Consider the following 25,599-nt stretch of genomic DNA (forward strand, 5'->3'; position numbering starts at 1 on the left):
CCTTAACAGCGCGCTAACAGGTAAAATGCCGTCTATCCTTTTATTCTCAGGTGCCGCGCAGAAAGATAATCTCGATCCTGTTGTTGCGTGCGGCCATCGGGTTTTCATCCGATAATTTTCGATCAGCATGACCGGTTACGCGGTCCAACCTGAGCGGCGCAACACCCTTGTCCTGCAGCATTTGGCGAACTTGCTGAGCGCGCGAGGTAGACAAATCCCAGGCCGGGTTTTTGGCCAGAACCACCGGCGAGGAACCGACATGCCCTCCGACCGCCATGTCATTTGTCACCAGATCAGAGGATCGGGCCACCAACAATGTCAGAGCACGCAGCATATTGGTTGGTTGGTTCGTCCCTGATTCGAACAGAGGTTGATCCTTGGTGGCGAAGAGTTCGACCACCAGACCCTCATCCGTCACGCGGGTGACGATATGTTTGAGGACCTTGTCGGACACCATGCTTTCGCCGGTTCGCCCCATAAGCTCTGATTCCAGTGAGGAAAAGTCTTCGACCGTTTCTTTTCCGCCACCGTCCGAGCTGACGCCAACCGATCCACGCGCTTGTCGCGCGGGCGTCGGGCTGCGTTTGCTGGCGCCGGTCCCGTCCATGACCAGAGTTTCCTCAGAGAACATGTTATTGCCGCCAAAGGCCCCATCGCCGCCACCCGAAACCGGGTTTATGGGAATGGTCGGCGAGAAATAATCCGCAAGCCCTTTGCGTTGTTGTTCCGTTGTTGCATTCAGCAGCCACATCAACATGAAGAACGCCATCATGGCTGTGACAAAGTCGGCATATGCGACTTTCCACGCGCCACCATGGTGACCATCGCCACCTGACACACGTTTCTTCTTGATGATGATTGGCGCCACATTGGATTGCGCACCCATCTCCACCACCTTTTTATCACCCAGTTACAGGGGTAGCCGGGCAGGTCTTAAGGTGGGCTTAACACTTAAAACTGTCTTGAATTCCTCACTGCGGTAATGCTGCCCCGGCACGGCGCAGAATCAGTTGCAGGTGTTTGAAACTGTTGCTGATTCCGTCCGGCTCGGCCTTGCCGAAAAAGGCATCAAGCTCGTCATGAACCCGGACTGCCTGATCCAATAACGGGTCTGCCCCTTCGGCATAAAGCCCGGCTTTGATCATAACCTCGGATTGCTCGTAACTGCCAACCAGCTTGCGGGTTTCCGAGATCATCCGGTTTTCCGCCTCGGAGGCAGCCCCCGGCAGGCTGCGTGAAACTGACCGGCTGAGGTCAATGGCGGGGAAACGGCCGCGCTCAGCGATTTCGCGGCTCAGGACGATATGCCCGTCCAGAACGCCACGCAGAATGTCCGCTATCGGTTCATCCATGTCCGAGCCCGCAACCAGAACGCTGAAGACTGCGGTGATATCACCCTGATCGGCGGTGCCCGGCCCGGTTCGTTCGCACAGGCCTGCGATCAAGGGCGTGACCGAAGGTGGGAACCCGCGCAGAGAGGGGGCCTCACCCATCGCAACGGCAATTTCGCGGTGCGCCTCGGCAAAGCGGGTGACCGAATCGGCCAGAAACAGGACGTTGAGCCCTTGGTCCCGCAGGAATTCCGCGACCGACAGCGCTGACCATGCACAGCGCCTTCGGGCCAGCGCCGACTGATCCGAAGTTGCCGCCACAACCACGGATCGTGCCAACCCCTCGGCCCCAAGCGCATGTTCGACGAATTCATTGACCTCACGCCCCCGCTCTCCGACCAGAGCGACGACAACCGCGTCTGCCTGCATCGACCGCGCCAGCGTCGCCAGCAGGGTCGACTTGCCGACCCCCGATCCGGCGAACAGGCCGATGCGCTGCCCCTGCACCACAGGCAACATGGTGTTCATGATGCTCAGCCCGGTTTCCATCCGCGCGCCCAGCGGTTTGCGGGCAACGGCAGGTGGAGGGCTTTGCAGGATGTCTCGTTCCTGAGTGCCCGACAGCAACGGCTTGCCGTCCAGCGGTTTGCCGAAGGGATCAACGACCCGGCCCAGCCAGTGCAGTCCGGGGGAAAATGCCGGTGTCTGATTTAGAATCACCCGATCACCCAAGCAAACCCCATCGGGTGCAGCGGCGGGTAACATGTGGATCAGATCCGATTCGACATGCAGAACTTCACCCGCCAGATCAGGGCCGCTGCGCCGCCGCAGGGTCAGGTTGTCGCCGATGCGGGCAACGTACTCCAACCCCTCTATTTCTATGACGCCGCGCCCAACACTGGCCACGCGGCCCATATGGCGCATGGCGGACAGACGGTCGAATTCGCATTTCAGAAGCATCGGGTCGAGATTGGTCATCGTGGGTTCTCCAACGGGTTTCTGAAAACGGTTTCTAAAGGAATCGGGGTTAAGCCTTGATTGAAATTGATCGAGGGAGAAGCCCCGATGTTCTCTGACCTGAACGTCTTTAAGACAGCGTACGCAATGGCAACCCATGCCGGGCAACGGCAGTCTGTCATTGCGCGAAACATGGCAAATGCGGATACGCCGGGTTATCAGCCCCGCGATATCGAGACCTTTCAGAAAGCTTTCGAAAATTCCGGGCATGAGGTTGCGATGGCCGCCACGCGGGCCGGGCATCTGAACGGCGCCGCCGCAGCCCAACCCTGGGCCGAGTTCGATGCCGCGCCCTCGGGCGATCCCAACGGAAATGGTGTTTCTCTTGAGGAAGAAATGCTCAAAGCGGTCGAGGTCAAGCGTCAACATGACCGCGCGTTGGCGATCTATAAATCCTCGATTGGCATCCTGCGTACCAGCCTTGGTCGCGGGTGAGGAGGGCTGAGAGATGAGCGATTTTTCCAATTCCCTTTCCGCCTCGACCAGCGCCCTGCGCGCGCAGGCGGCCCGTTTGCGGCACGTCTCCGAAAACATCTCGAATGCGGATACGCCGGGATATCGGCGCAAAACCGTGCCGTTTGAAGCGGTCAGCAAAGATGGTGCGCAAATGGTCGAGACCGGGCGCGTTAAGCTTGATCGTCGCGACCTATCGCGCATCTATGACCCCGGCCATGCGTTGGCCGATGAGACCGGCCATTATCGCGGGTCCAATGTAGATTTGATGATCGAAATCGCTGACGCGCGTGAAGCGCAGCGCAGCTACGAAGCCAATCTCAAGATGTTCGACCAGACACGACAAATGTCGTCGAGCCTTATGGAACTTCTCAGAAAATAAAGGACACCAGAATGGATATCCGATCCCTGACCGCCGCGCAGAGCTATGCCGTAGCGCGGCCCGCTACACAGCCCGACTCCGACCTTGCCGGAATGGCACAGGGGTTGCGCTCAACCTTTCAGGACTTTGCCGCAACATTGAAACAGTCCGAGCAGATGTCCGGCGCGGCGATGACCGGCCAGGCCGATCCGCACGCGCTGGTTCAGGCGTTGGCGCAGACCGAACTGGCCGTCGAAACCGCCGTCATCGTGCGCAACAAAGTGGTCGAGGCCTATCAGGAAATCCTGCGGATGCCGGTCTGATCGATGCTCAGCGAAGGTCTCTATTATGACATCGTCCGCCAGGCATTGTGGGTTGCGGTGATCACATCCGTCCCGATCCTGGCGGTGGCACTGGTCTCGGGTCTGGTTGTGGGTCTGTTCCAGGCGCTGACCTCGGTGCAGGAAATGACGCTGACCTTCGTGCCAAAGCTTATCGCCATCGTGATCGTTTTCTGGATTTCGATGGGGTTCATGACCCAGACGCTGGTGACGTTCTTCACCTCAACCCTCATCCCACTGATCGCCGGAGGCCGCTGATGGATACCTCATATACCACCTTATCCCGCCAATCGGGGCTGATGAATGAAATGCGGCTGGTGGCGAACAATATCGCCAACGCCAATACCACGGGGTACCGCCAGCAGGGCTTGGTGTTTTCCGAGTTCGTGAAAGCCTCGCCGGGCAATCCGTCCTTGTCCATGGCGCGGGCAGAGGCACGCAATACCTCGTTGCAACAAGGCGTTCTGACCGAAACCGGCGGGCAATTTGATTTCGCCATCGAAGGCGACGGGTTTTTCATGATCGAAACCCCAAGCGGCAACCGGCTGACACGGGCGGGTGCGTTTTCACCCAGTGCCGAGGGTGATCTGGTTACCATGGATGGGTACCGGGTTCTGGACAGCAACGGCGCCCCTGTTTTCATTCCGCCGGATGCCGCGTCGATTGATGTCGGCAGCGACGGCACGCTCAGTATCGAAGGGCAGGTTCTGGGACAGATCGGCGTCTACCGCGTTGCTGATCCCACGAGCCTGGTGCGCGAGGGCAGCACGCAATTTCGGTCAGATGCAGCGATTGAACCCGTGGAGGAGCCGGTCATTGTGCACCGATTCCTCGAAGGATCGAACGTGAACGCGATCGAACAGGTCACCCGGATGATCGAAATCCAGCGCGCCTATGAGTTGGGGCAGAGTTTTCTTGAAACCGAAGACGAACGTGTGCGTGGGGCGCTTAAGGCGCTGATGCGCTGATTTGATAACGGAGGAATTGATATGCGGGCACTGAAAATCGCAGCGACAGGCATGACCGCGCAGCAGATGCGGGTCGAGACGATCTCGAACAACCTGGCGAATATGAATACCACAGGCTACAACGCGCGCCGCGCCGAGTTTGCAGACCTGCACTATCAACAAATGGCGCGCGCAGGGACGGTGAATGCCAATGACGGCACCGTCTTGCCCACAGGTATCCAACTGGGTCTGGGGGTGCGCCCGGCTGCGGTCACCGTGCAGCTGGCACAGGGTGCGTTGGCGGCCACTGGCAGCGATTTGGATGTCGCAATCGAAGGGCGCGGCTATCTTGAGGTGACGTTGCCCAGCGGTCAGTCCGGCTTTACCCGCGACGGCAGCCTGAAGCGCTCGGCAGAGGGGTTGATCGTTACCTCAGACGGTTTCGCCGTCGCGCCTGAGATCACGATTCCGGACGATGCAAGGTCGATTTCGATCAACGCATCGGGTGAGGTCTATGCCTATTTCGACGATGCCGCCGAGGGGCAGCTGCTGGGTGAATTTACCCTGGCCAGTTTCTCCAATGCGAAGGGGTTGGAGGCGATCGGCAGCAACCTGTTCAAAGAAACCGAAGCCTCGGGCGCGCCTGTCATCGGCACTCCGGGTGAGGGTGGGATGGGCACCCTGCGGCAGGGATATCTCGAGGACAGCTCGGTCGATGCGGTGCGCGAAGTCACTGAACTGATCGAGGCCCAGCGGGGGTATGAGATGAACGCCAAAGTCATCTCGGCCGTCGATCAGATGATGGGCGCTACAACGCAGGTACGGTGATGCGTGCCCTGTTCATAGCGCTGATGACGATCAGCCCGCTTTGCGCCCTGGCTGAAATTGTGGTGCCGATCCGGACCATCCGCGCCAAAGAGGTGATCTCGGCTGCCGATCTTGAGATCAAAGATCAGGTTGTCCCCGGAGCGGTTACAAACCCCGATGATCTGATCGGTCAGGAAACGCGCATCGCGCTCTACCCCGGACGTCCGGTGCGCGCTGCCGATGTTGGACCGCCCGCATTGGTGGACCGCAATGATCTGGTGGTTCTGGTCTTTGACCGCCAGCCCCTTTCGATCACAGCCGAGGGCCGTGCCCTTGGGCGTGGGGCTGTCGGTGATCGTATTCGCGTCATGAATCTGTCGTCCCGCACTACCGTCGTTGGCTTTATCCGACCAGACGGTCAAATCGAGGTAAAATGATGTCCGGAAAACTAAAACTGTTGATGATGGCAAGTCTGGCTCTGACCGCCTGCGGCCGCATAGATCATTTGGGAAAGCCACCAAGTTTCACACCCGCGGACGAATCTGCTGAACATGTCGCCATGCTGTGGCCGGGTTTACCGTTGCACACGCAGCCGCAACGCAATGTGGATCGGTCATCGCTGTGGAGCGGGGGGCAGCAATCGCTTTTGGGTGATCAGCGCGCGATCAAAAAGGGCGATATCCTGACAGTTGTGATCGAGCTGGACGAGAAAGCCGAGATTTCCAACGATACGAACCGCTCGCGCAGCGGGTCCGAAAGCCTTGAGGTTCCAGAGCTGTTCGGCCTGCCGCAGCGCGCATTGGAACGGCTGCCCGATGGGGCGACGCTGGACGAAGCTGTCGGGATCGACTCATCCTCGGTCAGTAAAGGCAAGGGCTCGGTCAAGCGTAAGGAAAAGCTGACACTTAGAGTCGCCGCGACCGTCATCGACGCCTTGCCGAATGGTGTGCTGGCCATATCAGGCTCGCAGGAGCTGCGCGTGAATTTCGAACTCCGAGAGCTATTGGTCACGGGATATGTGAGGCCACAGGATATCTCGCGGAAAAATGAAATCACCTATGACAAGATTGCTTCGGCGCGCGTATCTTATGGTGGCCGCGGTCAGATCATGGATGTGCAGCAGCCCCGTTACGGCCAGCAGGTCCTTGATACAGTTTTGCCGTTCTGAGGTCGTATAACAATGAAAAATCTAATTCCTATATTGTTTCTGCTTGTTGGCCTAGGCGGTGGAATTGGTGCGGGAATTGCCATGTCTCCTTCTGAAAAAACCAAAGATGGTGACATGGATAAATCCGCTGCCGCCGAACCCAAGAAAGCCAAGGAGAAGGCCACTAAGACCAAGTCGGACAAAAAGGATACGTCCAGCAAGTATGAATATCTGAAGATGACGAAACAGTTTGTGATCCCGGTCGTGAAGTCCGACCGGATTGCCGCATTAGTCACAATGTCGCTGAGCCTGGAAACCAAACCCGGCGTTGCTGAAACGATTTATGAGTTTGAGCCAAAGTTGAGGGATGGGTTTCTGCAGGTTCTGTTCGATCACGCAAATACCGGTGGTTTCAACGGCAACTTTACGGAATCCGACAATCTGGATTTGGTCCGAAAGGCTTTGCTGCAGGTCGCCAAGAAGGATTTGGGTGATGACGTGCTGCAAGTCCTGATCATGAGTGTTAACCGTCAGGATACTTGAAGCCTGTTTCGGCCCGCTTATTGCCGCGATCGCTTTTTCATAAGCATGTCTCGGCGGGCCTTTTGTTCTTCTTCAATCAGCTGTCCTAGGGCCTGTTTGCGTCCGAACGCTTTCCGCAAGGCATGCATCTTGGTTAGCTTTTGCGCTCGGACGCGCGCGAGGTCTGTATTGAGTTTTCGTCGGGTTGCCTCTTCCCATCCACGCCACAGAACATCAGTGCCGGTGACCTGATATCCATCAGCTTGACCGCTGTTTTGTCGGGTCTGCTGAAGCTGTGCATCCAATCGACTCAGTTTTTGCAAAATCTCGGCCTCGGCTTCGACATATGGGCGCAAGGTCTGTTGCTCTTTTTGGAAGGTCGCGTCGGATAAACGCTCCAGATCGGCAAGTCCGGTAAACCGCATCAGATTTTGTCCTTCGCACGTTTGCGCATGGCTTCAGCAAAGCGAATGGCCGCTGCGACCGGGCGATAGTGTTCGGGGGCGATCTCATTCCCGATTTCGACGGTCGCATGGAGCGCCCGCGCGGTGGGGGGATCCGAGTGGATCGGAACCCCGGCCTCGGCCGCCGAGGCGCGGATGGCGGCTGCAATCTGGTCGACGCCTTTCGCCACGCAGATCGGTGCCGACCCGGCCGTCCGCTGCCATTTGAGAGCAACCGCATAATGGGTCGGGTTCACGATGACCACATCCGCGGTTGGGACATCGGCCATCATCTGATTTGTCGCAATTTCCTGCGCGCGCTGGCGGCGCTGTTGTTTGACATGCGGGTCGCCTTCGGCGTCTTTGGTCTCGTCCTGAATTTCTTTGCGGGACATCCGGTTTTTGCGCATATGTTCGGAGTATTGCCACATATAGTCGACGACTCCGATGGCCAGTGCGATGGTGACGACGATGAAGAGGAACCGGAATAAAAGATTCATCATCAAGACGATCGACGATTGCGGCGGCGCAGCGCTGGCGGTCAGAATCTCGGGCAGGTTGGCGCGCAGAAACATTAACAGGCAGACGCAGTAAATCAGCAGCTTCGCAAAGCTTTTGGCAAATTCGAACAGACCGCCGCGCCCGAATTTGTTCTTGGCGTTGGAGAGGATCGAAATTCGAGACAGCTTGGGCTGCAGCTTGCTGGGGGCAAAAACCAGGGCCTTTTGGGCGATCAGGCTTAGCAAAACCGCAGTGGCGGGAAGAACAAATATCGTTGCCATTGAGATTGCGGCCTTGCCCAGCATCCCACCCACCAGGCCGTCGGCCGGGCCAGCCGTCAACATGGTGCTGATCTTATCGGATTGGTCGAACAGGACGACAAACAAGGTGCCCAGATGCTGAACGCCCATTTGGCCTGCAAAAAGCAAACCGATCAGCAGCCCGACATAAGCGGCGACAACAGACAGGTCGTTTGATTTGGCGACCTCACCCTTTTCCCGTGCTTTCAGAAGCTTTTGCGGCGTCGGGTCGTATGACTTGTCGCTGTCGTCGTCTGATGCACTCATCTCGGATCTCTCAGCGGGTTCTGCATGAAGTCAAACAGGGCATCGGACCAGACCGACAGGATCAGAGGCGCACCGGCGAACAGCAGGAACAGCCCCGCAAATGTGATGGCCGGGGCGCCGACAAATGCCACCATCAGCTGTGGCATGGCGCGGTTGATGACACCAAGCGCAAGGTTGTAGATCAAAGAGGCAATCACAAAAGGCATCGCCAGGGCGAATGCCAGGCTGAAACTGTACGAGACCCGTTCCACGCCCCATTGGGACAAATCCGGAGCTGCGGGCATGGCGCCGGTGGGAAACAGATCGTAGCTGTGGATCAAGAACTCTGCCAAACGGATGTGCAGGCCAAGTAGTACAGCAAGGGCCAACCCGGCCAGCGTCAGCAGATAGCCCATGGCCGGAACCGGATCAGCCGCTGCCCCGCCCAGAATTTGCGAGAGTGACGTTGCCTGTGCGGCGATGGACCCTGCCGTCTGCAGGGTCAGAACAAAGATGCGCAGCGCCATCCCCAGCGCCATTCCGACAAGAATTTCGGTGGTGATCAGCTGGACCATGGACAGGAATTCGGGATTGAATTCCTTTGTCGGCACTGCCGGTGCCACGATCAACGTAAAGGCAACGGCAGTGCCAAGTTTGACACGGGTGGGGATGCTGCGTTCTCCGAATGCAGGCATCAAGGATACCATTGCCGAAACGCGCAGGAAAACACCGAAGAAATGCCAGGCCCCAGAGCCCAGGTGCGGCAAGAGTTCGGGTGGGAGGGCGATCATGCGGGTACCGTGCCTACAAGTGCGGGCCGCGCCTCGAGCCCGATTTCCTCAAATGACAAAACCGGATTGGACACGCCGCGCGCATGCATGATCGTACGCAGCAGCCTGCGGCGCCGGGTCGAGGTCACGACCGCAGGAAAGATACCATGGTCGGCGGAATGCGAGACACTGTCCACCACGCCGTCCGCAAGCTTGTTGAACAGGTTCGGCGGCAGGGCGACATCCAGCCCGGCATTGGGCGCATCGACCTGATAGGTGGCAAATGTGTCTTCCCATTCCGGTGCCAGCTGGATCAGCGGGATCGACCCGTCTTCGCGTTTCATGTCGGCCACAAGCTGGAACCCAAGCCGCTGTCGCACCAGTTCGCAAATCCCTTCGGGTTGCGTGGTGGTCAGGCGCGCCTCGGCGATGCTTTCGAGGATAAGCGCCAGATTGCGGATCGAAACCCGTTCGTCCAGCAACAGGCGCAGGACTGCGTGAAGTGTGTCGATTGGAACCTTGTCGGGGATCAACTCGTCCAGCATTTTCCGGTTTGCCTCGGCCCGGACCGGGTCGCTGAGCCGGGCCATTTCTGATAGCAGCCTGCGTAGCGCCTTCAGCGTCAACAGACGCGAGAAGTTCTGTTTGATGATTTCCAGCAGATGTGTTGCCAGTATTTCCGGGGGCGAGACAATCGTCGCGCCGCTCATAGCTGCGGCCTCTTGATCTTTGGGCAGGATCCAACGCGCAGGGGCACCATAGACGGGTTCGGTGACATCCCTGCCCTCGGGCAAAAGATCGTGCCCGTCCTGAACCAGCGCCAGAATCAGATCGGGGTTCAGGGCACCACGGGCCTGTTCCACCCCATGTACCTTGATGACATATGTCCCCATCGGTAGCTCGGCCCGATCGGTCAGACGGATATCGGGCAGGATCAATCCAAAGGTCGAGGCGACATAGGTCCGCATATTCGCAATGCGTGCATCTAGTCCGGTGCCCTGGTTCAGGACCATGCTGACCAGATCCGGTGCGAATTCCAGGTGAACATCATCGAGGTCGAGAATATCGCCAATCGCTTGTGACACCGCTGTGTCCGTCTCATCCGTCGCAGTTTGAACCTGGGTCTCTTGCTTTTGCTGTTTTCGGTGCACCGCATAGGCGGCATAGCCCAAAACGCAGGCCCCCAGAATAAAGGGCAGAAATGGCAGGCCGGGAACCAGCGCGAAAAGCACCATCAACCCGGCAACAGTGCCAAGGGCGGCCGGGTGGCGCCCCAGTTGCGATAAGATGGCGGTGTCAGTTGCGCCCTGTGTTCCACCACGCGCCAGAAGCAAAGCGGAGGCAATCGAGATGATCACAGCCGGTATCTGCGAGACCAAACCATCGCCAACCGTCAGGATGGCGTAGGTTTCGAACGCCGATGACACCGGCATCTCATGCACGATCACGCCCATGACCAGACCCATGACCAGATTCAGCAGGGTGATCAAAAGCCCGGCAACCGCGTCGCCTTTGACAAATTTCGACGCCCCGTCGAGCGAGCCGAAAAAGGTGGTTTCCTGTTGTTCCCGTTCGCGCCGCTCCTTGGCCTCTTGATGGTCGATCGCGCCCGCGGACATATCACTGTCGATGGCCAACTGTTTCCCGGGCATCCCATCCAGGGCAAATCGCGCACCAACTTCGGCCATGCGGGCCGCGCCTTTGTTGATGACCATAAAGTTCACGATCAACAGGACGCCGAACACGACAAGGCCCAGGAATATGCTACCGCCCATGACGAAGCTTGCGAATCCCTCGATCACATCGCCGGCGGCATTGGGGCCGGTATGCCCCTGACCGATAATCAGCTTGGTCGATGAGACGTTCAACGACAGCCGGAGCATCAAAGACCCCAGAAGGATGGTCGGGAAGGAAGAGAAATCCAGCGGCCGCTCGATAAACAGGGTCAGCGTGAAAATCAGGATCGCCAGGGCGAAGGACGTGGCCAGCCCGACATCCAGGACCCAGGACGGCATGGGCAGGATCATCATTACGATGACGGTCATCAACGCAAGCGCCAGCAAAACAGTCGGAGAAAACAGGGAGCGGACGTCAAGTCTGGGCACGTAATTCTCCTAGTTGAAGGCGATGAAGGCTGTTTGGGTGTCCGCGGCTGGCATCAAAGAGCCCATCGCACCCGTCGGAAACTGGGTGATTTGCACCGGGAACAGCGGTGCGGCGGGTTGTGTGAAGGGATCACGCGACATGCGGGCAGTTTGCACCGCCGTGCCCGGGTCAAGTTGAGCATGAACAATCTGGTAGCGGCTGGAATAGGTCTTGGCCAAAGCCGGGGTTCGCGAGTGATAGGCCCCCGCCGCTGCCGGCCACGACCCAAGTTCGGAATATAGTTGTTTCAGAAACCGGGCCGCGTAATTGGCGTTTGTCTCGGGATCGAACATGGCATCAATCGACTGAAAGGCCTGCCCGTGCCAGCGATAGTTGATTTGAAAGCACCCGATATCGAAGCTGCGCTTTCCGGCTTGGAAAATATCCGCGACATAGGCTTTAGCCTCCTGCTCAGATTGGAACCAATGGCCGCGCCCTTCGACATTGATTGCCCATGGCCAAGGCTCAAGTCGGCCTTTGATCGCGCGGCCAGTTTCAACCCGCGTTATGGCACGCAAAACATCAAGCGGTATGTCTTGGACGAGGGCCGCGCGGCGGGCGGCCTGATCACATGTCTGAGACATCCGGGCCTCCGCGCCCGCAAAGCTCTGACGCGCTGCCAGAAGCAACGCAACACATGCTATGACAATGAATAGGCGATTTGGCATTCTGCCGGTCCGGGATTCTGATCAATCCGGGCCACGCTAGCCTTGCCTTGGTTTACAGAGGGTTATCAGTCAATCAGATTCGATCAATCCGCCGGCCAAAAACAACGCTCGTATTGGTGCGCAGAACACCGGGGATTCGTGCCAGATCATCAACGAGAATATCCAGATCCTCGATCCTTGGCGCGTCAGCGGTCAACAGCAGGTCAAAGTCACCGTTGATCGAAAGACAGAGTTTAACCTCGGGATAGGCCTCGAGCCGCTTGATGATACGGGTGGTTTCCTTCTGTTGGACCTCGAGCAGAACGACAACCTGGACGCGGGGGGCATCTTCGGGGCTGTTCAGGATCACGGAATAGCCGGCAATGATGCCGCGTTCTTCCATCCGGCTGATGCGTTCGTGCACGGTTGTCCGGGCAACGCCCAGTTTTGCCGCGATTTTTGTGGTCGACTCGCGGGCATTATGTTGCAGGACTGAGATGATGCGGCGGTCAAGCTGATCCATTGGCGCTCCGGTGCGGGTCTGGTTTTTCCGGTTTAGGGCAAAACGGCAGCAGGGCTCAAGGCTCACGCGGGATACGGGGGTGCAGGTCGTCTATTATGACGGGATGAGCATGCGGTGGCGTGCCGGCCATGTGCGGATGGTCACGCGGCAGGTCAGGATGGTCGTGGATCACCGAATGCAGATCAGAACGCGGCCACAGGGTGACCGCACCGATAATACCCAGAAAGGACATCGCCGCCATAAAGCTCAGGGCGGTTGTGGCCCCAAACAGGGTCATCAGCCCGCCTGCCAGAGGATACAGCACCAGCCAACAGCAATGAGACAGCGTGAATTGGGCCGCAAAGACGGCGGGGCGGTCTTCGGGATGGGCCGAGCGGGTCAGCAGGCGGCCAGACGGCGTCAGCGTGGTGGAATAGCCAAAGCCAGCTAGGGCCCACAAAACGATCAACAGACCCAAAGACAGCGGGGTTGTCGCAAATATCGCGGCGGCTCCGGCCATGGTGGTGCAGCACAGAAGGGCGCCGGCCAACATGACCTTTCGATCCTCGATCCGGTCCAGCATCCGGGGCAGGACAAAAGCGGCAAGCATAGAGCCGCCACCAAAACCGGCCAGCGCAGCGGCAACGGCGCTTTCCGACAGCCCCAGATCTGATCGCACGATGACCACAGTGTTGACGATCACCATTGAGCTGAGTGCCGCCGCGCTCCAACTCAGGGCAAGAAGGCCCCGCAGCCGGGGTGTGTTCAAGTAGATGCGTATGCCACGTGTTGTCCGTTCGTATATCCCGCGCGGCTTACTTGGTTTGGGTGATGGCAAAGCCACCGACACCACCAGCAGCGCCGAAGCGACAAATCCCAGGGCGGTGCCCCAGAACAGGCTGTTGAAGCTGACCAACAACAACAGGGCTGCGGCGAATACGGGGCTTAGCAGGCTCTCCAGATCATATGCCACCCGCGATAGGGACAGGGCGCGGGTGTATTCGCGCTCATCTGTCAGTACATCGGGGATTGTAGCCTGAAATGCAGGGGTAAATCCGGCCGAGGCAGATTGCAGCACGAAAATCAGGACATAGACCTGCCAGACCTCGGTCACAAAAGGCAGACACAGCGCGACAGCCGCACGGATCAGGTCAAGCACCACCAGCATCTTGCGCCGATCCAGCCGCTCGGCAAAAGCGGCCGCCAATGGCGCGACCGTGACATAGGCCACCATTTTGATGGTCATCGCGGTGCCCAACACCAGCCCGGCCGCATCCCCTGCCAGTTCAAAGGCCAACAGACCCAGCGCGACCGTGGCCAGCCCAGTGCCCGTCAGGGCAACGATCTGCGCGGCCAACAGGTGGCGATAGGTCCGGTTTCTCAGAACGCTTAACATTGATTGATATCTGCCGCAGTCTAAAGGCTCTGTCACCCCAAACCTTCGTTTAGGTCTTGACCAACTGCGACAGCGGCAACCGGCTGGCGTACAGGGATGGCGTTGAGTTTAGGGAATAAAGCGCCTATCTCGGTGGCGATACCGCGCAAAGGATTACTCGGGTGGCTAACTATTTGTACAAAAACGACCTGCCGGACGGGTTGGATATGGGGCCGGTGGTGGCCATTGACTGTGAAACCATGGGTCTAAACCCGCATCGCGACCGCCTCTGCGTGATCCAGATGTCGGGCGGCGATGGCAATTCGCATATCGTTCAGGTCGAAAAGGGCCAGACCGAGGCACCGAACTTGCGTGCCATGCTGGAAAACCCGGATGTGCTGAAACTGTTCCATTTTGGTCGTTTCGACATTGCCGCGATGTATCACGCCTTTGGTGCGTTAGCCGCGCCAGTCTATTGCACCAAGATCGCCAGCCGTCTGGTGCGCACCTATACCGACCGGCACGGGCTGAAAAACCTGTGCAGTGAGCTGATCGGCGTCGATATTTCGAAACAACAACAGATGAGCGACTGGGGCGCCGAAACGTTGAGCGAGGCGCAGCTGGACTATGCCGCCTCGGATGTTCTGTATCTGCACCGCCTGCGGGAGGAGTTGAACAAGCGCCTGGCGCGAGAGGGCCGGACCGAGATGGCGCAGGCCTGTTTTGACTTCTTGCCGATGCGTGCGAAACTCGATCTCGCCGGATGGCCAGAAACGGATATTTTTGCGCACTCATGACTGATACCGAAGCATTTCTGAGAACCGCCCGTCAGGTGGTGACAGACGAGGCCCGCGCGCTGGAGGTACTGGCCGACGGTCTGGATGAACATTTTGCCCAAGCGGTTCAGCTGATTTTGCAGGCCTCGGGCCGCATCATCATCAGCGGCATCGGCAAGTCGGGTCATATCGGGCACAAGATCGCGGCCACGCTGGCCAGCACCGGTACACCGGCCTATTTCGTGCACCCGGCCGAGGCCAGCCATGGCGATCTGGGCATGGTTTCAAAAGGCGATGTGGTTCTGGCCATCTCGAATTCGGGCGAAGCGCCAGAGCTTGCCAACCTGCTGGCTTTTACCCGCCGCTTTGGCATTCCACTGATTGGCCTGTCCAGCAAGCCGGAAAGCACGCTGATGAAACAGGCAGACGTGCATCTTTTGATCCCGTCACTGGGCGAGGCCTGCGGCTATGGCATGGTGCCTTCGATCTCCACGACGTTGACTTTGGCCATGGGCGACGCGCTGGCGATAGCGTTGATGAAGTATCGCAACTTCAAACCCGAAGATTTCCGCGCCTTTCATCCCGGTGGCAAACTAGGCGCACAGCTGAGCACGGTGCAGGATCTGATGCACAAGGGCGATGCGTTGCCGCTGGTTTCGGTCGGAACACCCATGAGCGATGCGCTTATCGAGATCAGCCGCAAGGGCTTTGGCGTTGCCGGGGTTACTGATCCGCAAGGTCAGGTGGTGGGCATCATCACCGATGGCGACCTGCGGCGTCATATGGAGGGCTTGCTGGGCAAAACGGCCGAGCAGGTGATGACGCAGAACCCAACAACCATCCCGCCCGGCGCGTTGGCCGAAGAGGCGGTGGCCATCATGAATGACCGCAAGATCACCTCTTTGTTTGTGGTCGAAGAGGGCAGTGATCGCCAGGCCTTGGGCGTGCTACATATCCACGATTGCCTGCGCGTTGGTTTGGGGTAGAGGGGCGTTCGATGGACGGACATTCCCGGATGGTGCAATTTCTGAAGGTGTTGCTGCCTTTGGCAGCCATTGTGCTGCTGTCGACGGTTTTCCTGCTGTCACGCAGCATCGAAACCAGCGTGTCCGTTCCGTTTACCCAAAAAGACATAGATGAACGTCTGGCTGACCAAGTGGTGACCCAACCCCATTATCTTGGAACAACCAGAAAAGGCGAGGAAGTTCAAATTCAGGCGGCCCAAGCGACCCAGGGGCGCGAAGGGTCATTGCCCACGACTGCCGAATTTAGAGGGCGGTTGGGATTGTTGAATGGCGGCATCATAACGATGGATTCAAATTCCGGTATGATCCGCCCGGACAAGAATTCCGCAACGTTTGTTGGGGACGTCCTGATAACGACGACAGACGGAATTCAGGTCAGAACTGATCTTCTGAATACCTCTCTGGATGAAATCCGCGGCGACACTCCGGGTCAGGTCGATGGCACCGGCATCATCGGTGATTTCTCCGCGGGACGGATGACATTTGGAACCGAAAAAAAGGATGGGCCGGTCCATATTCTTTTTACAGATGGTGTTAAGCTGGTATACGAGCCTGAAAAAACAGAAAGATAAGCCGTGATTGATTTGCGATTTGCTGTTGTTAGTTTTGCGCTGATGGTCGGTGCCTTTTCGGCGTCGGCACAGGAAACGCAGGTCGCCTTCGGGTCAGCCAAGGCGGATCCAAGCCAGCCGGTCGAGGTCACCTCGGAATCCCTAAACGTCAATCAAGAAGACGGCACGGCCGAGTTTATCGGTAACGTCCTGATCGTGCAGGGTGAGATGCGCCTGACCGCCGAGCGGGTCCTGGTCATCTACAACGCTGACAGGTCCGGAATCGAGCGGATGGAGGCGACAAATGATGTGGTTCTTGTCAGCCCGCCTGATGCAGCCGAAGGCGACTGGGCCGAATACACAATCGACTCGGGCGAAATCGTGATGCGCGGAAATGTGCTTTTGACGCAAGGCCCCAGCGTTATCAGCGGCGATCAGATGAATGCCAATCTGACGACCGGAACGGCAAAGATGACTGGCCGCGTCAAAACCATTCTGAATCCGGATAGCAACTGATGGAGCGTCCGAATTTGTCTGTGGCCGAAGGCGGTTCCGGCCTCAGGATCGAGAAACTTCGGAAATCATACCGTAAGAAGACCGTGATACGCGAAGTCTCGATGACGTTGGGCCGGTCCGAGGTGGTTGCCTTGTTGGGTCCGAACGGATCAGGCAAGACCACAACGTTCTATTCGGTCGCCGGGCTTGTCTTTCCCGAAGCTGGCACTGTGACCATTGACGGCCAAAACGTGACGACCCTACCGATGTATAGGCGCGCGCGGCTTGGGATCGGATATCTGCCACAAGAGATGTCGATTTTCCGCGGGATGAGTGTCGAGGACAACATTGCCGCCGTTCTGGACATCACCGTGAAGCACAGCCATCGCAGGAAAGAGCGGCTGGAAGAGCTGTTGTCCGATTTTTCGATCGAACATCTGCGCCGCGCCCCGGCATTGGCATTGTCCGGTGGCGAGCGTCGCCGTGTCGAAATTGCCCGTTGTCTTGCGGCTGATCCGAAATATCTGTTGCTGGACGAGCCGTTTGCAGGCGTGGACCCGATCAGCGTCGGCGATATCCGCCATCTGGTAGCGGACCTGAAAAAGCGCGGCATCGGCGTGCTGATCACTGACCATAACGTGCGCGAAACGCTGGAAATTGTGGACCGGGCCTATATCCTGCATGATGGTCAGGTGCTGATGTCGGGCACGCCGGATGAAGTCGTCGAGAACGAAAATGTCCGCCGGGTCTATTTGGGCGAAAACTTCCGTATTTCATAGGCTTGCGCGGAATTGCGCCCAGCGCATGGCTGAAATCACGTATATACACGCCTGTTTTGATTGACTCTGCCGCCGTCTCTTGCCTCAATTGGGTTATGGCATTTCTTCAGTTCCAGTCGGGATCGCGGTGCACCTTTGCTAAGGGGTACGTTTCTCAGCAACTGCGGAATATGCCGATATCCCCCACCCGATAAAAACACGTGCGCTGCGTAACGCAGCGTCAAAATGGGTGTGAATTGTGAAGGAGATCACATGCGTTACCAAATTAGCGGAAAACAGATCGACATCGGCGAGGCACTGCAGACCCATGTGCAGACCGAGCTAGGGGAGGTTGTTGGAAAATATGCCCAGCGCCCGACCGACGCCAATGTCGTCTTTTCCCGTTCTGCGCATGAGTATGTTTGCGAAGCCACCGTGCATCTTTCGACCGGCCTGACTGCGCAGGCCAAGGCCCACGCTATCGAAATCTACGCAGCATTCGAGGCCTGCTGTGACAAGATGGAAACGCAGTTGCGCCGGTATAAGCGCCGCCTCAAGGACCATCACAAGGACCGATCCGAGCCGGTTGAACTCTTTGGTGCTTCCTCTTATATCCTCGCCTCTGACGAATCAGAGTCGGCTGATGAACCTGAAACGCTGCAGCCGATGATCGTGGCTGAGATGGAAACCAAGATCCCATCGTTGAGTGTTGGTGAAGCCGTTATGCAGATGGAACTAGCCGGCGCCCCGGTGCTGGTGTTCCGGAATGAAAACAAGGACGGATTGAATGTCGTGTATCGCCGTGAGGACGGCAACATTGGCTGGATTGATCCGTAACAGGCAAGAATAGCAAGGCAAGCCCCTGCGCAAGCAGGGGCAAGGCCATGGAGCGTGATCATGGAGCTTTCGAGCATACTGAAGCCCGAGGCGGTACGTGTATTGTCCGCCGCTTCCAGCAAGAAGCGGTTGTTTCAGGAAATCGGCGATGTTGCCGAGGGGGCCCTTGGTCTTGACGCGCAGGTTGTTGTGGATGGCCTGCTCGAGCGGGAGAGCCTTGGCCCAACAGGCGTTGGTCATGGAGTTGCCCTGCCACATGCGCGGCTGGGTGATCTGGCCGAAGTGGCTGGCGTTTTCGTAATGCTGGAAAAGCCGATTGATTTCGGTGCGGTAGACCGCCAGCCGGTTGATGTCGCTTTTGCGTTGTTTGCCCCGGAAGAGGCAGGTGTGGACCACCTAAAGGCGCTTGCACTGGTGTCCAGAACGCTGCGCAATACGTCGGTTTGCGCAAAGCTGCGCGCCAATCCTGATCCGGTCAAGCTCTATGCAATTCTGACCGAGGCGCAGTCGGTCCAGGCGGCTTAACTGCCCCAAAGGCAATAAAAAAGCCCCCAGTTTTCGGGGGCTTTTGCGTTTTAACCGCCGGTTCCCATTTCCAGGGTCCACCAGATTTTCCCGCCGTTCTCCTGGTGCCAGGCAAAGCCCATCTGAGTGGCTTTGGCATCCATGATGACATTTCGCGGTCCGGGTTCCTGCATCCAGGCGGCCAGCGTTTCGGTCTCGGTCTCATAGGTTTCCGAGATCGCCTCGCCGAGGAAGGTGCCGTAATAGCCGACGCGCGTCGCCCGATCCAACGGCGAAGATCCGTCCGAGCCAAAGTGCCAGGGCCGATTCTGTCGCGCCATATCCTTGGAATGGGTGGCGGCCGCGGCATTGAGCTGAGCATTCAGTTGTACCGGCTGAAGGCCCGATGCCTGGCGGAGGGCGTTAACCGAATCCAACATCCGGAATTGCAGCTTTTCTGGATTGCCACGGATCTTGTACACCGTTGGCAGGGGGCGCCCATCTGCCCCATAGGTTGGGGATCCACCCGGCGTACAGGCGGCCAGTGCAATAAAGCTAGCAAGCAGTAATGAAATGATGCGCGTCATGATCGACCTGATTATTGTGTTGCCATACGGCATAGCGTGACAGAAGGCTGTGGGCAAACGCACAATGGCTTTGTTCTGCGTGATTCTGCCGGTTTCAATTGCGACTGAAGCATTCTGGCAATAAAATGCACAGGATTTTTAGATTTTCTGTGAAAAGGACCTGCGATCATGGTCAAGAAAAGCATTACTCATACAACCCGACGCGGATTCGTCGCGGGTGTCTCGGCTCTGGTCGCCTCGCCTGCGATTGCCCAATACACCCCCGGAGACCCGCTGCGCCCCGCACCCGAGGACGAACCCGCGGTGCGCCGTAACATCTCTGGCTTCAGGGCGCTGGACTGGCAGCCCTATTTTTCCAACACGAAAAACGGCGCTATCCTTGTCGATACAGTGTCGCGGGCGCTGCATTACTGGTCTGACGATCAATCGGTGTACAAACTATACCCGTCGTCGGTTCCCCTGACCGAAGAGCTGACGCGCCGCGGCCGGACCAGTGTGATCCGCAAGGTCGAGGGCCCAAGCTGGTCGCCAACACCCTCGATGAAGAAAAGAAATCCGGAATGGCCGGACTATATCCCGCCGGGTCCAGATAACCCATTGGGAACACATGCTTTATATCTAAGCTGGAAATATTACCGAATTCACGGAACCCATGATACGCGCAAAATCGGGCGTCGATCTTCGAATGGGTGCATCGGTCTTTTCAACAACGATATTGCCGAACTGTTCTCAATGGCCAAGGTTGGCACGCAAGTGTTGCTAATTTGACGACATTTCCGCGCAGGTACCCGCTTGTGACGCAACTTCCATTTGCATTCCAGTTGGATAGCTGATTAGAAAAAAACACGAGGTAAGTCTTGAGTGCATGGTTTCACTATACGGAACCGTGCGTATCCTGGAGGTTAATATGAAGAAACTCGTTCTCGCCGCTGCACTGACTGCTGCTGCTTCGACCGCTTATGCAGGCAACCTGGAAGAGCCGGTTGTTGAAGCACCTGTTGTTGTTGAAGAAACTCAGGGTTCGTCAAACGGCATCATCCTGCCGCTGATCCTGTTGGTTGTTGTTGCCGCAGCTGTTGCAGCAAGCTAATTCGACAAGCGATATCTAAAGAAAAGGCGGTGGAGCTTTCCACCGCCTTTTTTTGTGCCTAGTCGACTGGGTGGCTTAGTCCAGCCAACCCTTCAAATTATCCTCGATCACCTTGCCCAGGGCCGCTATGTGCGATTCGTCATCGTTCAGGCATGGGATATAGGTAAAGCTTTCGCCGCCCGCGTCCTCAAAACTCTCTTTGATCTCTTCGTTGATCTCTTCCAGCGTTTCGATGCAATCGGCGGAAAACGCTGGTGCGATAACGGCGATCTTCTTCTTACCCTGTTTTGCCAGTTCGGCCACGTGGTCGACCGTATATGGCTTGAGCCATTCTTCCGGGCCGAATCGTGACTGGAAGGTCGATACAAGCTGGTCGTCCGACCAGCCCAACCTTTCTTTCAGCAACCGAGTCGTTTTTGCGCATTGGCAGTGATAGGGGTCGCCCTGTAGCAGGTAGCGTTCCGGCATGCCGTGGTAGGAACAGACCAGTATGTCCGGCTTATCTTCCATCGCGGCATAGGCTTTTTCCACAGACCCGGCCAAAGCATCGATATAGGCGGGTTCGTCAAAATAGGCGGGCACGGTGCGGCTGGCGGGTTGCCACGTTTCATCCATCAGGGCGCGGAAAAACTGATCATTGGCCGTGGCCGTCGTGGCGCCTGCGTATTGCGGGTAAAGCGGAAAGAACAGAATCCGGTCGCAGCCCGCTGCGACCATTTCCTGGACCTTTGATTTGGTCGATGGGTTGCCATAGCGCATGCAGAACTCGACCATGACCCTGTCGCCATAGCGTTCCGTCATCGCGTCCCGCATCTTGGCGGTCTGCTCTTTGGTGATCGTCATCAGCGGGCTTTCGCCCTTGTCGTGGTTCCAGATCGACTTGTACGCCTCACCCGAGCTGAAGGGCCGTTTGGTCAGGATGATCCCCTGCAGGATTGGTTGCCATTTCCACTTGGGATAGTCGATCACGCGCTGGTCCGACAGAAACTCGTTCAAATAACTGCGCATGGGCCAATAGCTGTAATCGTCGGGGGTGCCGAGATTGGCCAGCAGGATGCCGACGCGGCCCGTTTTGACTTTGGGGTGATCCGCCGGGGCATGATCGGGGCGTGTGGCGTCAAACATGTTTCACTTCCTGAGATGTCTTTGCTTCGGGCTGAGATAACCGGAATTCCGCATTCGTCAATCGGACAGTTTGCCTTCGCTTGCGCCCAGAGCATCCGCAAGCCGCATCTGGGCCGAGCCCGGACGCAGCGGTTTTGGCTGGCTTTCATCGGGCGACCAGCCAGTTAGGCAGACCAGCTCGAATGTTGCCTTGAGGCGTTTCTGATCAGTGCTGAAATGATTGGCATAGATGTCTTGCGCCCGGGCAAAGACCTGCCGGTTTGTGGGGTGTTTCATGCGGTTTTGCAGGCTGTTGGTTTCACCCATTGCCCGCAGGTCATGCATCAGGTGGGTCAGATCGCGATATTCCGCCGTCAGCCGCGCGGTATCAGCAACCGGCAGGGCCAGTCCGGCGCGTTGCAGCAACCCGCCCAGATCGCGCAGCTCGGCCATAGGCGCGATGCGGGGGCTGAGGCCGCCCGTGACCTCAACCTCGGCCTGCCCAAGCGCGGCGCGTAGTTCCTGCAGGGTTTCACCGCCCAGACAGATCACCAGCAACAGCCCATCAGGCTGCAGCGCGCGGTGACACTGGATCAACTGCCCAACCGGATCATTGGCCCAGTGCAAAGCCATGGCATGGATCACCAGATCATGGGCACCGGGGGTCAGGTCCAGCACCTCGTTATCCGGGATGATCCGCGCCATTGGCAACACATCCTGCCAGACTTGCGCAAAAGGGGTCACGATCGCCGGGTCCGTAAAGCTTTTATTAACCAAGGCGAGCCGATCCTGAACCTCGTCAACTGCGGCGCGGTGCAAGAACAAGGCATCTTCCCGTGCGCGGGACCGACGCCGTGCAAGGATTGCGCGGTCGAACAGTGAGGGTGCGTTGGAATCAGGCAGTTTCATAGGGCGCAACTATCGCATGTGGCAGCGGATTCAAACCGCTGTCCAGATGATCTATCCCCCGCGCTGTCTGGGATGCGGTGATTTGACCGAGGCGGATTTCGGCCTCTGTGGCTCCTGTTGGCGTGAAACGCCCTTTATCGGTGGCGCTGTATGTGAAAGCTGCGGCGTGCCCTTGCCGGGTGAGGCTGATGGCCACCGAATCGAATGTGATGACTGTATGAAAACGCCGCGCCCCTGGCGCGATGGGCGGTCTGCGCTTTTGTATGATGGCAAGGCGCGATCCCTGATTCTGGCTCTGAAACATGGGGACCGGCCCGAGCTTGCACGCCCTGCGGCGCGCTGGATGGCCCTGGCGGGTCGGGATTTGTTTCGCGAGGACATGCTGATCGTGCCGGTACCGCTGCATTGGTCCCGGTTGCTGAAACGCAGGTACAACCAATCCGCCCTGTTAGCGCAGCATCTGGGGCGGCAAACCGGGTTGGAGGCCTGTCCGGACCTTCTGGTCCGACGGACAAGAACGCCGGTTTTGGATGGAAAAACAGCCGCACAGCGCATGGAAACGCTGGAGAATGCGATTGCAGCGCATCCCAGGCGGCTTCGGCAGATGCAGGGGCGCGATATTCTGCTGGTCGATGATGTCATGACATCAGGCGCAACATTGACCTCATGTGCACGTGTCTGTCGTGCATCCGGGGCAAATCATATTTTTGTGTTGACCCTAGCGCGCGTTGCCAAGGATACCTAACTCGCCCAGGATTGTGCGAAACCCAAAGGTACGGAATATGAAATCGGTAGAAATATATACCTCGCCGCTCTGTGGCTTCTGTCACGCGGCAAAACGGCTGTTGAATCAGAAGGGCGTCGAGTTTCAGGAAGTCGATGTGCTGAGGAACCCAAAACGCAAACCTGAAATGATCCAGCGCGCCGGTGGCAAGCGCACCGTACCCCAGATCTTTATCGGATCGCAGCATGTGGGTGGATGCGACGACCTGTATGAGCTGGAACGTCAGGGCAAGCTGGACGGTTTGCTGGCGGCCTGATGAAGAGCGCCCTGCTTCAGATCACCTCGTCGGATGATCCGGCTGAAAACCTGAAAACGGTGCGCGCCCTGATGTCCGAAGCGGCAGGGCAGGGTGCGCGGTTCGTTCTGACGCCCGAGGTGACGAATTGCGTGTCCACCTCGTCCACACGGCAGCGGGAAATCCTGCAATACGAAGAAGACGACCTGACACTTGCGGGGCTGCGCGAGCAGGCCGCGAGCCTGGGGATCTGGTTATTGATCGGCTCGTTGGCGATCAAAACACATGATGCGGATGGTCGGTTTGCCAATCGGTCTTTCATGATTGATCCTCAGGGGCAGATCGTGGCGTGGTATGACAAGATCCATATGTTCGACGTGCAGGTGTCCGAGGCCGAGACGTTTCGCGAGTCCAAAAACTACCGTCCCGGCACACGGGCGGTCATAGCCGAGACAGATTTCGGCAAGGTGGGTCTGAGTATATGTTATGATATCCGCTTCCCCAAACTATACGCATCTCTGGCGCAGGCTGGAGCGCGCATTCTGACGGTTCCAGCCGCTTTTTCACCGGTCACGGGTGAGGCCCATTGGAAGTCGCTGTTGCGGGCGCGGGCGATTGAAAACGGATGCTGGGTGTTGGCCCCGGCGCAGACCGGTGAACACCCTAAAACCAGGGGAAAGACCCGCAAAACCTACGGTCACAGCATGGTCGTTGCCCCATGGGGAGAGGTCGTCATCGACGCAGGGACCGATCAGGGCATTCACTTTTTCAATTTGGATGATAGTTCTGTTACAGAAGCACGAAGCCGCGTGCCTTCGCTGACACATGTCCGTCCCTTTGACGGCCCCTGATCCAGAATCTGGACTATGACAAACGATACCAATGCCCTCGCGGTCACGCTGTTCAGCGAGATCCTGACCGCAGACCAGTTATTGCGGAACCGGCTCAGCCGGGTGCTGCCCAGGGGCATGGAAATTTCGCATTTCTCGGTTTTGAACCATCTTGTCTTTGTCGGCAACGAACGCAGCCCGGCACAGCTAGCCGATACGTTTCACGTGACCCGAGGTGCCATGACCAATACCTTGGCCAAGCTGGAATGGGCCGGATATATCCACATCCGCCCCGACTGGGACGACGCCCGCCGCAAGATGGTCGCCATCAGCCCCGCTGGGCGGAGTGCTCGGGATCAGGCGATCTCCTCTATTGCGCCGCTGATCAATCGCGTGGTCGGAGAGCTGGGGCTGGAGCGGGTCCGCAGCACGCTGCCCGTGCTGCGGGATTTGCGATTGCAGTTGGAGGGGGAATAGGTTCACCCCGGCTTCACGCTCGCCGTCACATAATTCACGCTCAAATCCCGGTCAGAGATCGACCAGCTCCATAGTATCGGGTTGAACACGAAACCCTTGCGGTCCACCGGGTCCAACCCGGCTTGACGCAACAGGTCGAACAACTCGTCAGGGGTGATGAACTTGTTCCACTCATGCGTGCCGCGCGGCAGCCAGCGCATGATCACCTCGGCACCAAAGATAGCCATCGCATAGGATTTCGGGTTGCGGTTGATGGTCGAACAAATCTCAAGTCCGCCTGGTTTCAGCAAATCCCGCGTGGCTGTCAGAAAGCTGAGCGGGTCGGCCACATGTTCGACCACCTCCATGTTCAGAATCACATCAAACTGCTCACCTGCGGCGGCCATAGCCTCGGCAGTGGTGTGGCGATAGTCGATCCCAAGCCCCGATTGCTCGGCATGGATGCGGGCGACGGGCAGGTTGCCCTCGGCGGCATCGGCGCCCACGACCTCGGCGCCAAGGCGAGCCATGGGTTCGCTCAGCAAGCCTCCTCCACATCCGATATCCAGCAGGCGCAGGCCCTCGAACGGGCGCGGGGCCTTCAGATCACGGTCAAATTCGCCTGCGATTTGCTGTGTGATATAATCCAGACGACAGGGGTTCAGCATATGCAGGGGCTTGAATTTCCCATGTGGGTCCCACCATTCGGCGGCCATCGCCTCGAATTTTGCGATCTCGGACGGGTCTACCGTGTTCGGATGCGCTTGCATTCCTGTCTCCGTATGCTCTTTTACGTTTAAGGAC

The 25,599-nt window shown here is 57.9% G+C and carries 35 protein-coding genes; 22 read left to right on the forward strand and 13 right to left on the reverse strand.

All coding sequences use genetic code 11. From position 1 onward, the window contains the following. Positions 1 to 46 precede the first annotated feature (46 nt). Positions 47 to 886 carry a flagellar motor protein MotB gene (locus AC2FH9_RS16300; protein ID WP_496697349.1) on the reverse strand — a complete coding sequence of 280 codons (840 nt, stop codon included), beginning with the start codon at positions 884 to 886 and terminating at the stop codon, positions 47 to 49. A gap of 85 nt (positions 887 to 971) precedes the next feature. Continuing rightward, on the reverse strand, positions 972 to 2,309 hold the full coding sequence (locus AC2FH9_RS16305) for a FliI/YscN family ATPase (RefSeq protein ID WP_496872239.1): 1,338 nt from the start codon (positions 2,307 to 2,309) through the stop codon (positions 972 to 974). Between the two features lie 87 nt (positions 2,310 to 2,396). Between AC2FH9_RS16305 and AC2FH9_RS16310 the strand changes: the two genes are divergently transcribed. Genes AC2FH9_RS16310 through AC2FH9_RS16350 form a run of 9 tightly spaced genes read left to right on the forward strand, consistent with a single transcriptional unit; the run spans position 2,397 to position 6,947 of the window. After that, positions 2,397 to 2,783 (forward strand): FlgB family protein, encoded by a 387-nt coding sequence (locus AC2FH9_RS16310; RefSeq protein WP_496689863.1) that lies wholly within the window; start codon positions 2,397 to 2,399, stop codon positions 2,781 to 2,783. 13 nt (positions 2,784 to 2,796) lie between these two features. Beyond that, a complete protein-coding gene (gene flgC / locus AC2FH9_RS16315; RefSeq protein ID WP_496729191.1) occupies positions 2,797 to 3,183 on the forward strand; it encodes a flagellar basal body rod protein FlgC in 387 nt (128 codons plus the stop codon). 11 nt (positions 3,184 to 3,194) lie between these two features. Further along, entirely contained in the window at positions 3,195 to 3,485 is a 291-nt protein-coding gene (fliE, locus tag AC2FH9_RS16320) for a flagellar hook-basal body complex protein FliE (RefSeq protein ID WP_496872241.1), read from the forward strand. Positions 3,486 to 3,488: 3 nt separating this feature from the next. Continuing rightward, a complete protein-coding gene (locus tag AC2FH9_RS16325; protein ID WP_142638323.1) occupies positions 3,489 to 3,761 on the forward strand; it encodes a flagellar biosynthetic protein FliQ in 273 nt (90 codons plus the stop codon). Next, on the forward strand, positions 3,761 to 4,471 hold the full coding sequence (locus AC2FH9_RS16330) for a flagellar hook-basal body complex protein (protein WP_271950829.1): 711 nt from the start codon (positions 3,761 to 3,763) through the stop codon (positions 4,469 to 4,471). Before AC2FH9_RS16325 ends, AC2FH9_RS16330 begins: the two co-directional genes overlap by 1 nt. Before the next feature lie 21 nt (positions 4,472 to 4,492). Next, positions 4,493 to 5,278: a flagellar basal-body rod protein FlgG gene (flgG, locus tag AC2FH9_RS16335; protein ID WP_496750505.1), complete on the forward strand. Its 786-nt coding sequence runs from the start codon at positions 4,493 to 4,495 to the stop codon at positions 5,276 to 5,278. Continuing rightward, positions 5,278 to 5,694, forward strand: a complete 417-nt coding sequence (gene flgA, locus AC2FH9_RS16340) for a flagellar basal body P-ring formation chaperone FlgA (protein ID WP_496697358.1) — start codon at positions 5,278 to 5,280, stop codon at positions 5,692 to 5,694. Before flgG ends, flgA begins: the two co-directional genes overlap by 1 nt. After that, positions 5,694 to 6,425, forward strand: coding sequence for a flagellar basal body L-ring protein FlgH (flgH, locus tag AC2FH9_RS16345; protein ID WP_496750501.1), 732 nt, complete (start codon positions 5,694 to 5,696; stop codon positions 6,423 to 6,425). The genes flgA and flgH overlap by 1 nt, the downstream gene beginning before the upstream one ends. A 12-nt stretch (positions 6,426 to 6,437) precedes the next feature. Next, a complete protein-coding gene (locus AC2FH9_RS16350) occupies positions 6,438 to 6,947 on the forward strand; it encodes a flagellar basal body-associated protein FliL (protein ID WP_496697362.1) in 510 nt (169 codons plus the stop codon). Between the two features lie 17 nt (positions 6,948 to 6,964). Here the strand turns inward: AC2FH9_RS16350 and AC2FH9_RS16355 are convergent, their stop codons facing one another. The 7 genes from AC2FH9_RS16355 to AC2FH9_RS16385 form a co-directional block, all read right to left on the reverse strand. After that, a complete protein-coding gene (locus AC2FH9_RS16355) occupies positions 6,965 to 7,351 on the reverse strand; it encodes a hypothetical protein (RefSeq protein ID WP_496697364.1) in 387 nt (128 codons plus the stop codon). Next, on the reverse strand, positions 7,351 to 8,436 hold the full coding sequence (gene flhB / locus AC2FH9_RS16360; protein WP_496872245.1) for a flagellar type III secretion system protein FlhB: 1,086 nt from the start codon (positions 8,434 to 8,436) through the stop codon (positions 7,351 to 7,353). Before flhB ends, AC2FH9_RS16355 begins: the two co-directional genes overlap by 1 nt. Further along, positions 8,433 to 9,206: a flagellar biosynthetic protein FliR gene (locus AC2FH9_RS16365; RefSeq protein ID WP_496697366.1), complete on the reverse strand. Its 774-nt coding sequence runs from the start codon at positions 9,204 to 9,206 to the stop codon at positions 8,433 to 8,435. Before AC2FH9_RS16365 ends, flhB begins: the two co-directional genes overlap by 4 nt. Then, positions 9,203 to 11,230, reverse strand: a complete 2,028-nt coding sequence (gene flhA, locus AC2FH9_RS16370) for a flagellar biosynthesis protein FlhA (protein ID WP_496872309.1) — start codon at positions 11,228 to 11,230, stop codon at positions 9,203 to 9,205. Before flhA ends, AC2FH9_RS16365 begins: the two co-directional genes overlap by 4 nt. Before the next feature lie 69 nt (positions 11,231 to 11,299). Next, positions 11,300 to 11,998, reverse strand: a complete 699-nt coding sequence (locus tag AC2FH9_RS16375) for a lytic transglycosylase domain-containing protein (protein ID WP_496872247.1) — start codon at positions 11,996 to 11,998, stop codon at positions 11,300 to 11,302. Between the two features lie 73 nt (positions 11,999 to 12,071). Continuing rightward, a complete protein-coding gene (locus AC2FH9_RS16380) occupies positions 12,072 to 12,500 on the reverse strand; it encodes an Lrp/AsnC family transcriptional regulator (RefSeq protein ID WP_142638301.1) in 429 nt (142 codons plus the stop codon). A gap of 55 nt (positions 12,501 to 12,555) precedes the next feature. Next, entirely contained in the window at positions 12,556 to 13,875 is a 1,320-nt protein-coding gene (locus AC2FH9_RS16385) for an MFS transporter (protein ID WP_496872249.1), read from the reverse strand. A 161-nt stretch (positions 13,876 to 14,036) separates the two neighbouring features. Between AC2FH9_RS16385 and AC2FH9_RS16390 the strand changes: the two genes are divergently transcribed. From AC2FH9_RS16390 to AC2FH9_RS16420, 7 genes are all read left to right on the forward strand, one after another. Continuing rightward, the gene (locus AC2FH9_RS16390; protein WP_496697372.1) at positions 14,037 to 14,651 is read left to right on the forward strand and encodes a ribonuclease D; all 615 of its coding nucleotides are present in this window, start codon (positions 14,037 to 14,039) and stop codon (positions 14,649 to 14,651) included. Beyond that, entirely contained in the window at positions 14,648 to 15,616 is a 969-nt protein-coding gene (locus AC2FH9_RS16395; protein WP_281973575.1) for a KpsF/GutQ family sugar-phosphate isomerase, read from the forward strand. Before AC2FH9_RS16390 ends, AC2FH9_RS16395 begins: the two co-directional genes overlap by 4 nt. Before the next feature lie 11 nt (positions 15,617 to 15,627). After that, entirely contained in the window at positions 15,628 to 16,227 is a 600-nt protein-coding gene (locus AC2FH9_RS16400) for an LPS export ABC transporter periplasmic protein LptC (RefSeq protein WP_496697374.1), read from the forward strand. 42 nt (positions 16,228 to 16,269) lie between these two features. Beyond that, on the forward strand, positions 16,270 to 16,722 hold the full coding sequence (locus AC2FH9_RS16405) for an LptA/OstA family protein (RefSeq protein ID WP_142638458.1): 453 nt from the start codon (positions 16,270 to 16,272) through the stop codon (positions 16,720 to 16,722). Next, positions 16,722 to 17,480 carry an LPS export ABC transporter ATP-binding protein gene (lptB, locus tag AC2FH9_RS16410; RefSeq protein WP_142638291.1) on the forward strand — a complete coding sequence of 253 codons (759 nt, stop codon included), beginning with the start codon at positions 16,722 to 16,724 and terminating at the stop codon, positions 17,478 to 17,480. Before AC2FH9_RS16405 ends, lptB begins: the two co-directional genes overlap by 1 nt. Before the next feature lie 252 nt (positions 17,481 to 17,732). Beyond that, on the forward strand, positions 17,733 to 18,296 hold the full coding sequence (gene hpf / locus AC2FH9_RS16415) for a ribosome hibernation-promoting factor, HPF/YfiA family (protein ID WP_271950796.1): 564 nt from the start codon (positions 17,733 to 17,735) through the stop codon (positions 18,294 to 18,296). 60 nt (positions 18,297 to 18,356) lie between these two features. After that, on the forward strand, positions 18,357 to 18,821 hold the full coding sequence (locus tag AC2FH9_RS16420; protein ID WP_142638287.1) for a PTS sugar transporter subunit IIA: 465 nt from the start codon (positions 18,357 to 18,359) through the stop codon (positions 18,819 to 18,821). Positions 18,822 to 18,871: 50 nt separating this feature from the next. Here AC2FH9_RS16420 and dalA read toward each other — a convergent pair whose 3' ends face one another. Continuing rightward, positions 18,872 to 19,387, reverse strand: coding sequence for a divisome-associated lipoprotein DalA (dalA, locus tag AC2FH9_RS16425; RefSeq protein ID WP_496697377.1), 516 nt, complete (start codon positions 19,385 to 19,387; stop codon positions 18,872 to 18,874). 168 nt (positions 19,388 to 19,555) lie between these two features. Between dalA and AC2FH9_RS16430 the strand changes: the two genes are divergently transcribed. Then, positions 19,556 to 20,155, forward strand: a complete 600-nt coding sequence (locus tag AC2FH9_RS16430; protein WP_281973577.1) for a L,D-transpeptidase — start codon at positions 19,556 to 19,558, stop codon at positions 20,153 to 20,155. Positions 20,156 to 20,294: 139 nt separating this feature from the next. Continuing rightward, positions 20,295 to 20,477, forward strand: coding sequence for a hypothetical protein (locus AC2FH9_RS16435; protein WP_142638281.1), 183 nt, complete (start codon positions 20,295 to 20,297; stop codon positions 20,475 to 20,477). Between the two features lie 75 nt (positions 20,478 to 20,552). Here AC2FH9_RS16435 and hemH read toward each other — a convergent pair whose 3' ends face one another. Next, positions 20,553 to 21,602, reverse strand: coding sequence for a ferrochelatase (gene hemH, locus AC2FH9_RS16440; protein ID WP_496872253.1), 1,050 nt, complete (start codon positions 21,600 to 21,602; stop codon positions 20,553 to 20,555). 57 nt (positions 21,603 to 21,659) lie between these two features. After that, the gene (locus AC2FH9_RS16445) at positions 21,660 to 22,490 is read right to left on the reverse strand and encodes a methyltransferase domain-containing protein (RefSeq protein WP_271950789.1); all 831 of its coding nucleotides are present in this window, start codon (positions 22,488 to 22,490) and stop codon (positions 21,660 to 21,662) included. A gap of 16 nt (positions 22,491 to 22,506) precedes the next feature. Between AC2FH9_RS16445 and AC2FH9_RS16450 the strand changes: the two genes are divergently transcribed. Genes AC2FH9_RS16450 through AC2FH9_RS16465 form a run of 4 tightly spaced genes read left to right on the forward strand, consistent with a single transcriptional unit; the run spans position 22,507 to position 24,816 of the window. Next, a complete protein-coding gene (locus AC2FH9_RS16450; protein WP_496750491.1) occupies positions 22,507 to 23,235 on the forward strand; it encodes a ComF family protein in 729 nt (242 codons plus the stop codon). A gap of 37 nt (positions 23,236 to 23,272) precedes the next feature. Further along, the gene (gene grxC / locus AC2FH9_RS16455; protein ID WP_142638273.1) at positions 23,273 to 23,530 is read left to right on the forward strand and encodes a glutaredoxin 3; all 258 of its coding nucleotides are present in this window, start codon (positions 23,273 to 23,275) and stop codon (positions 23,528 to 23,530) included. Beyond that, entirely contained in the window at positions 23,530 to 24,360 is an 831-nt protein-coding gene (locus AC2FH9_RS16460) for a carbon-nitrogen hydrolase family protein (RefSeq protein ID WP_496872255.1), read from the forward strand. The genes grxC and AC2FH9_RS16460 overlap by 1 nt, the downstream gene beginning before the upstream one ends. 15 nt (positions 24,361 to 24,375) lie before the next feature. Next, the gene (locus AC2FH9_RS16465; RefSeq protein ID WP_142638269.1) at positions 24,376 to 24,816 is read left to right on the forward strand and encodes a MarR family winged helix-turn-helix transcriptional regulator; all 441 of its coding nucleotides are present in this window, start codon (positions 24,376 to 24,378) and stop codon (positions 24,814 to 24,816) included. A gap of 2 nt (positions 24,817 to 24,818) precedes the next feature. Here AC2FH9_RS16465 and ubiG read toward each other — a convergent pair whose 3' ends face one another. Then, positions 24,819 to 25,565 (reverse strand): bifunctional 2-polyprenyl-6-hydroxyphenol methylase/3-demethylubiquinol 3-O-methyltransferase UbiG, encoded by a 747-nt coding sequence (ubiG, locus tag AC2FH9_RS16470; protein ID WP_142638267.1) that lies wholly within the window; start codon positions 25,563 to 25,565, stop codon positions 24,819 to 24,821. Positions 25,566 to 25,599 lie beyond the last annotated feature (34 nt).

It is taken from the genome of Ruegeria sp. CDSC081, assembly GCF_059610485.1.

Excerpts from the sequence above, each read along its gene's own strand:
- AC2FH9_RS16300 (WP_496697349.1), bottom strand. The coding sequence starts at position 886 with ATGGGTGCGCAATCCAATGTGGCGCCAATCATCATCAAGAAGAAACGT.
- AC2FH9_RS16305 (WP_496872239.1), bottom strand. The coding sequence starts at position 2,309 with ATGACCAATCTCGACCCGATGCTTCTGAAATGCGAATTCGACCGTCTG.
- AC2FH9_RS16310 (WP_496689863.1), top strand. The coding sequence starts at position 2,397 with ATGTTCTCTGACCTGAACGTCTTTAAGACAGCGTACGCAATGGCAACC.
- flgC (WP_496729191.1), top strand. The coding sequence starts at position 2,797 with ATGAGCGATTTTTCCAATTCCCTTTCCGCCTCGACCAGCGCCCTGCGC.
- fliE (WP_496872241.1), top strand. The coding sequence starts at position 3,195 with ATGGATATCCGATCCCTGACCGCCGCGCAGAGCTATGCCGTAGCGCGG.
- AC2FH9_RS16325 (WP_142638323.1), top strand. The coding sequence starts at position 3,489 with ATGCTCAGCGAAGGTCTCTATTATGACATCGTCCGCCAGGCATTGTGG.
- AC2FH9_RS16330 (WP_271950829.1), top strand. The coding sequence starts at position 3,761 with ATGGATACCTCATATACCACCTTATCCCGCCAATCGGGGCTGATGAAT.
- flgG (WP_496750505.1), top strand. The coding sequence starts at position 4,493 with ATGCGGGCACTGAAAATCGCAGCGACAGGCATGACCGCGCAGCAGATG.
- flgA (WP_496697358.1), top strand. The coding sequence starts at position 5,278 with ATGCGTGCCCTGTTCATAGCGCTGATGACGATCAGCCCGCTTTGCGCC.
- flgH (WP_496750501.1), top strand. The coding sequence starts at position 5,694 with ATGTCCGGAAAACTAAAACTGTTGATGATGGCAAGTCTGGCTCTGACC.
- AC2FH9_RS16350 (WP_496697362.1), top strand. The coding sequence starts at position 6,438 with ATGAAAAATCTAATTCCTATATTGTTTCTGCTTGTTGGCCTAGGCGGT.
- AC2FH9_RS16355 (WP_496697364.1), bottom strand. The coding sequence starts at position 7,351 with ATGCGGTTTACCGGACTTGCCGATCTGGAGCGTTTATCCGACGCGACC.
- flhB (WP_496872245.1), bottom strand. The coding sequence starts at position 8,436 with ATGAGTGCATCAGACGACGACAGCGACAAGTCATACGACCCGACGCCG.
- AC2FH9_RS16365 (WP_496697366.1), bottom strand. The coding sequence starts at position 9,206 with ATGATCGCCCTCCCACCCGAACTCTTGCCGCACCTGGGCTCTGGGGCC.
- flhA (WP_496872309.1), bottom strand. The coding sequence starts at position 11,230 with ATGACCGTCATCGTAATGATGATCCTGCCCATGCCGTCCTGGGTCCTG.
- AC2FH9_RS16375 (WP_496872247.1), bottom strand. The coding sequence starts at position 11,998 with ATGCCAAATCGCCTATTCATTGTCATAGCATGTGTTGCGTTGCTTCTG.
- AC2FH9_RS16380 (WP_142638301.1), bottom strand. The coding sequence starts at position 12,500 with ATGGATCAGCTTGACCGCCGCATCATCTCAGTCCTGCAACATAATGCC.
- AC2FH9_RS16385 (WP_496872249.1), bottom strand. The coding sequence starts at position 13,875 with ATGTTAAGCGTTCTGAGAAACCGGACCTATCGCCACCTGTTGGCCGCG.
- AC2FH9_RS16395 (WP_281973575.1), top strand. The coding sequence starts at position 14,648 with ATGACTGATACCGAAGCATTTCTGAGAACCGCCCGTCAGGTGGTGACA.
- AC2FH9_RS16400 (WP_496697374.1), top strand. The coding sequence starts at position 15,628 with ATGGACGGACATTCCCGGATGGTGCAATTTCTGAAGGTGTTGCTGCCT.
- AC2FH9_RS16405 (WP_142638458.1), top strand. The coding sequence starts at position 16,270 with ATGGTCGGTGCCTTTTCGGCGTCGGCACAGGAAACGCAGGTCGCCTTC.
- lptB (WP_142638291.1), top strand. The coding sequence starts at position 16,722 with ATGGAGCGTCCGAATTTGTCTGTGGCCGAAGGCGGTTCCGGCCTCAGG.
- hpf (WP_271950796.1), top strand. The coding sequence starts at position 17,733 with ATGCGTTACCAAATTAGCGGAAAACAGATCGACATCGGCGAGGCACTG.
- AC2FH9_RS16420 (WP_142638287.1), top strand. The coding sequence starts at position 18,357 with ATGGAGCTTTCGAGCATACTGAAGCCCGAGGCGGTACGTGTATTGTCC.
- dalA (WP_496697377.1), bottom strand. The coding sequence starts at position 19,387 with ATGACGCGCATCATTTCATTACTGCTTGCTAGCTTTATTGCACTGGCC.
- AC2FH9_RS16430 (WP_281973577.1), top strand. The coding sequence starts at position 19,556 with ATGGTCAAGAAAAGCATTACTCATACAACCCGACGCGGATTCGTCGCG.
- AC2FH9_RS16435 (WP_142638281.1), top strand. The coding sequence starts at position 20,295 with ATGAAGAAACTCGTTCTCGCCGCTGCACTGACTGCTGCTGCTTCGACC.
- hemH (WP_496872253.1), bottom strand. The coding sequence starts at position 21,602 with ATGTTTGACGCCACACGCCCCGATCATGCCCCGGCGGATCACCCCAAA.
- AC2FH9_RS16445 (WP_271950789.1), bottom strand. The coding sequence starts at position 22,490 with ATGAAACTGCCTGATTCCAACGCACCCTCACTGTTCGACCGCGCAATC.
- AC2FH9_RS16450 (WP_496750491.1), top strand. The coding sequence starts at position 22,507 with ATGTGGCAGCGGATTCAAACCGCTGTCCAGATGATCTATCCCCCGCGC.
- grxC (WP_142638273.1), top strand. The coding sequence starts at position 23,273 with ATGAAATCGGTAGAAATATATACCTCGCCGCTCTGTGGCTTCTGTCAC.
- AC2FH9_RS16460 (WP_496872255.1), top strand. The coding sequence starts at position 23,530 with ATGAAGAGCGCCCTGCTTCAGATCACCTCGTCGGATGATCCGGCTGAA.
- AC2FH9_RS16465 (WP_142638269.1), top strand. The coding sequence starts at position 24,376 with ATGACAAACGATACCAATGCCCTCGCGGTCACGCTGTTCAGCGAGATC.
- ubiG (WP_142638267.1), bottom strand. The coding sequence starts at position 25,565 with ATGCAAGCGCATCCGAACACGGTAGACCCGTCCGAGATCGCAAAATTC.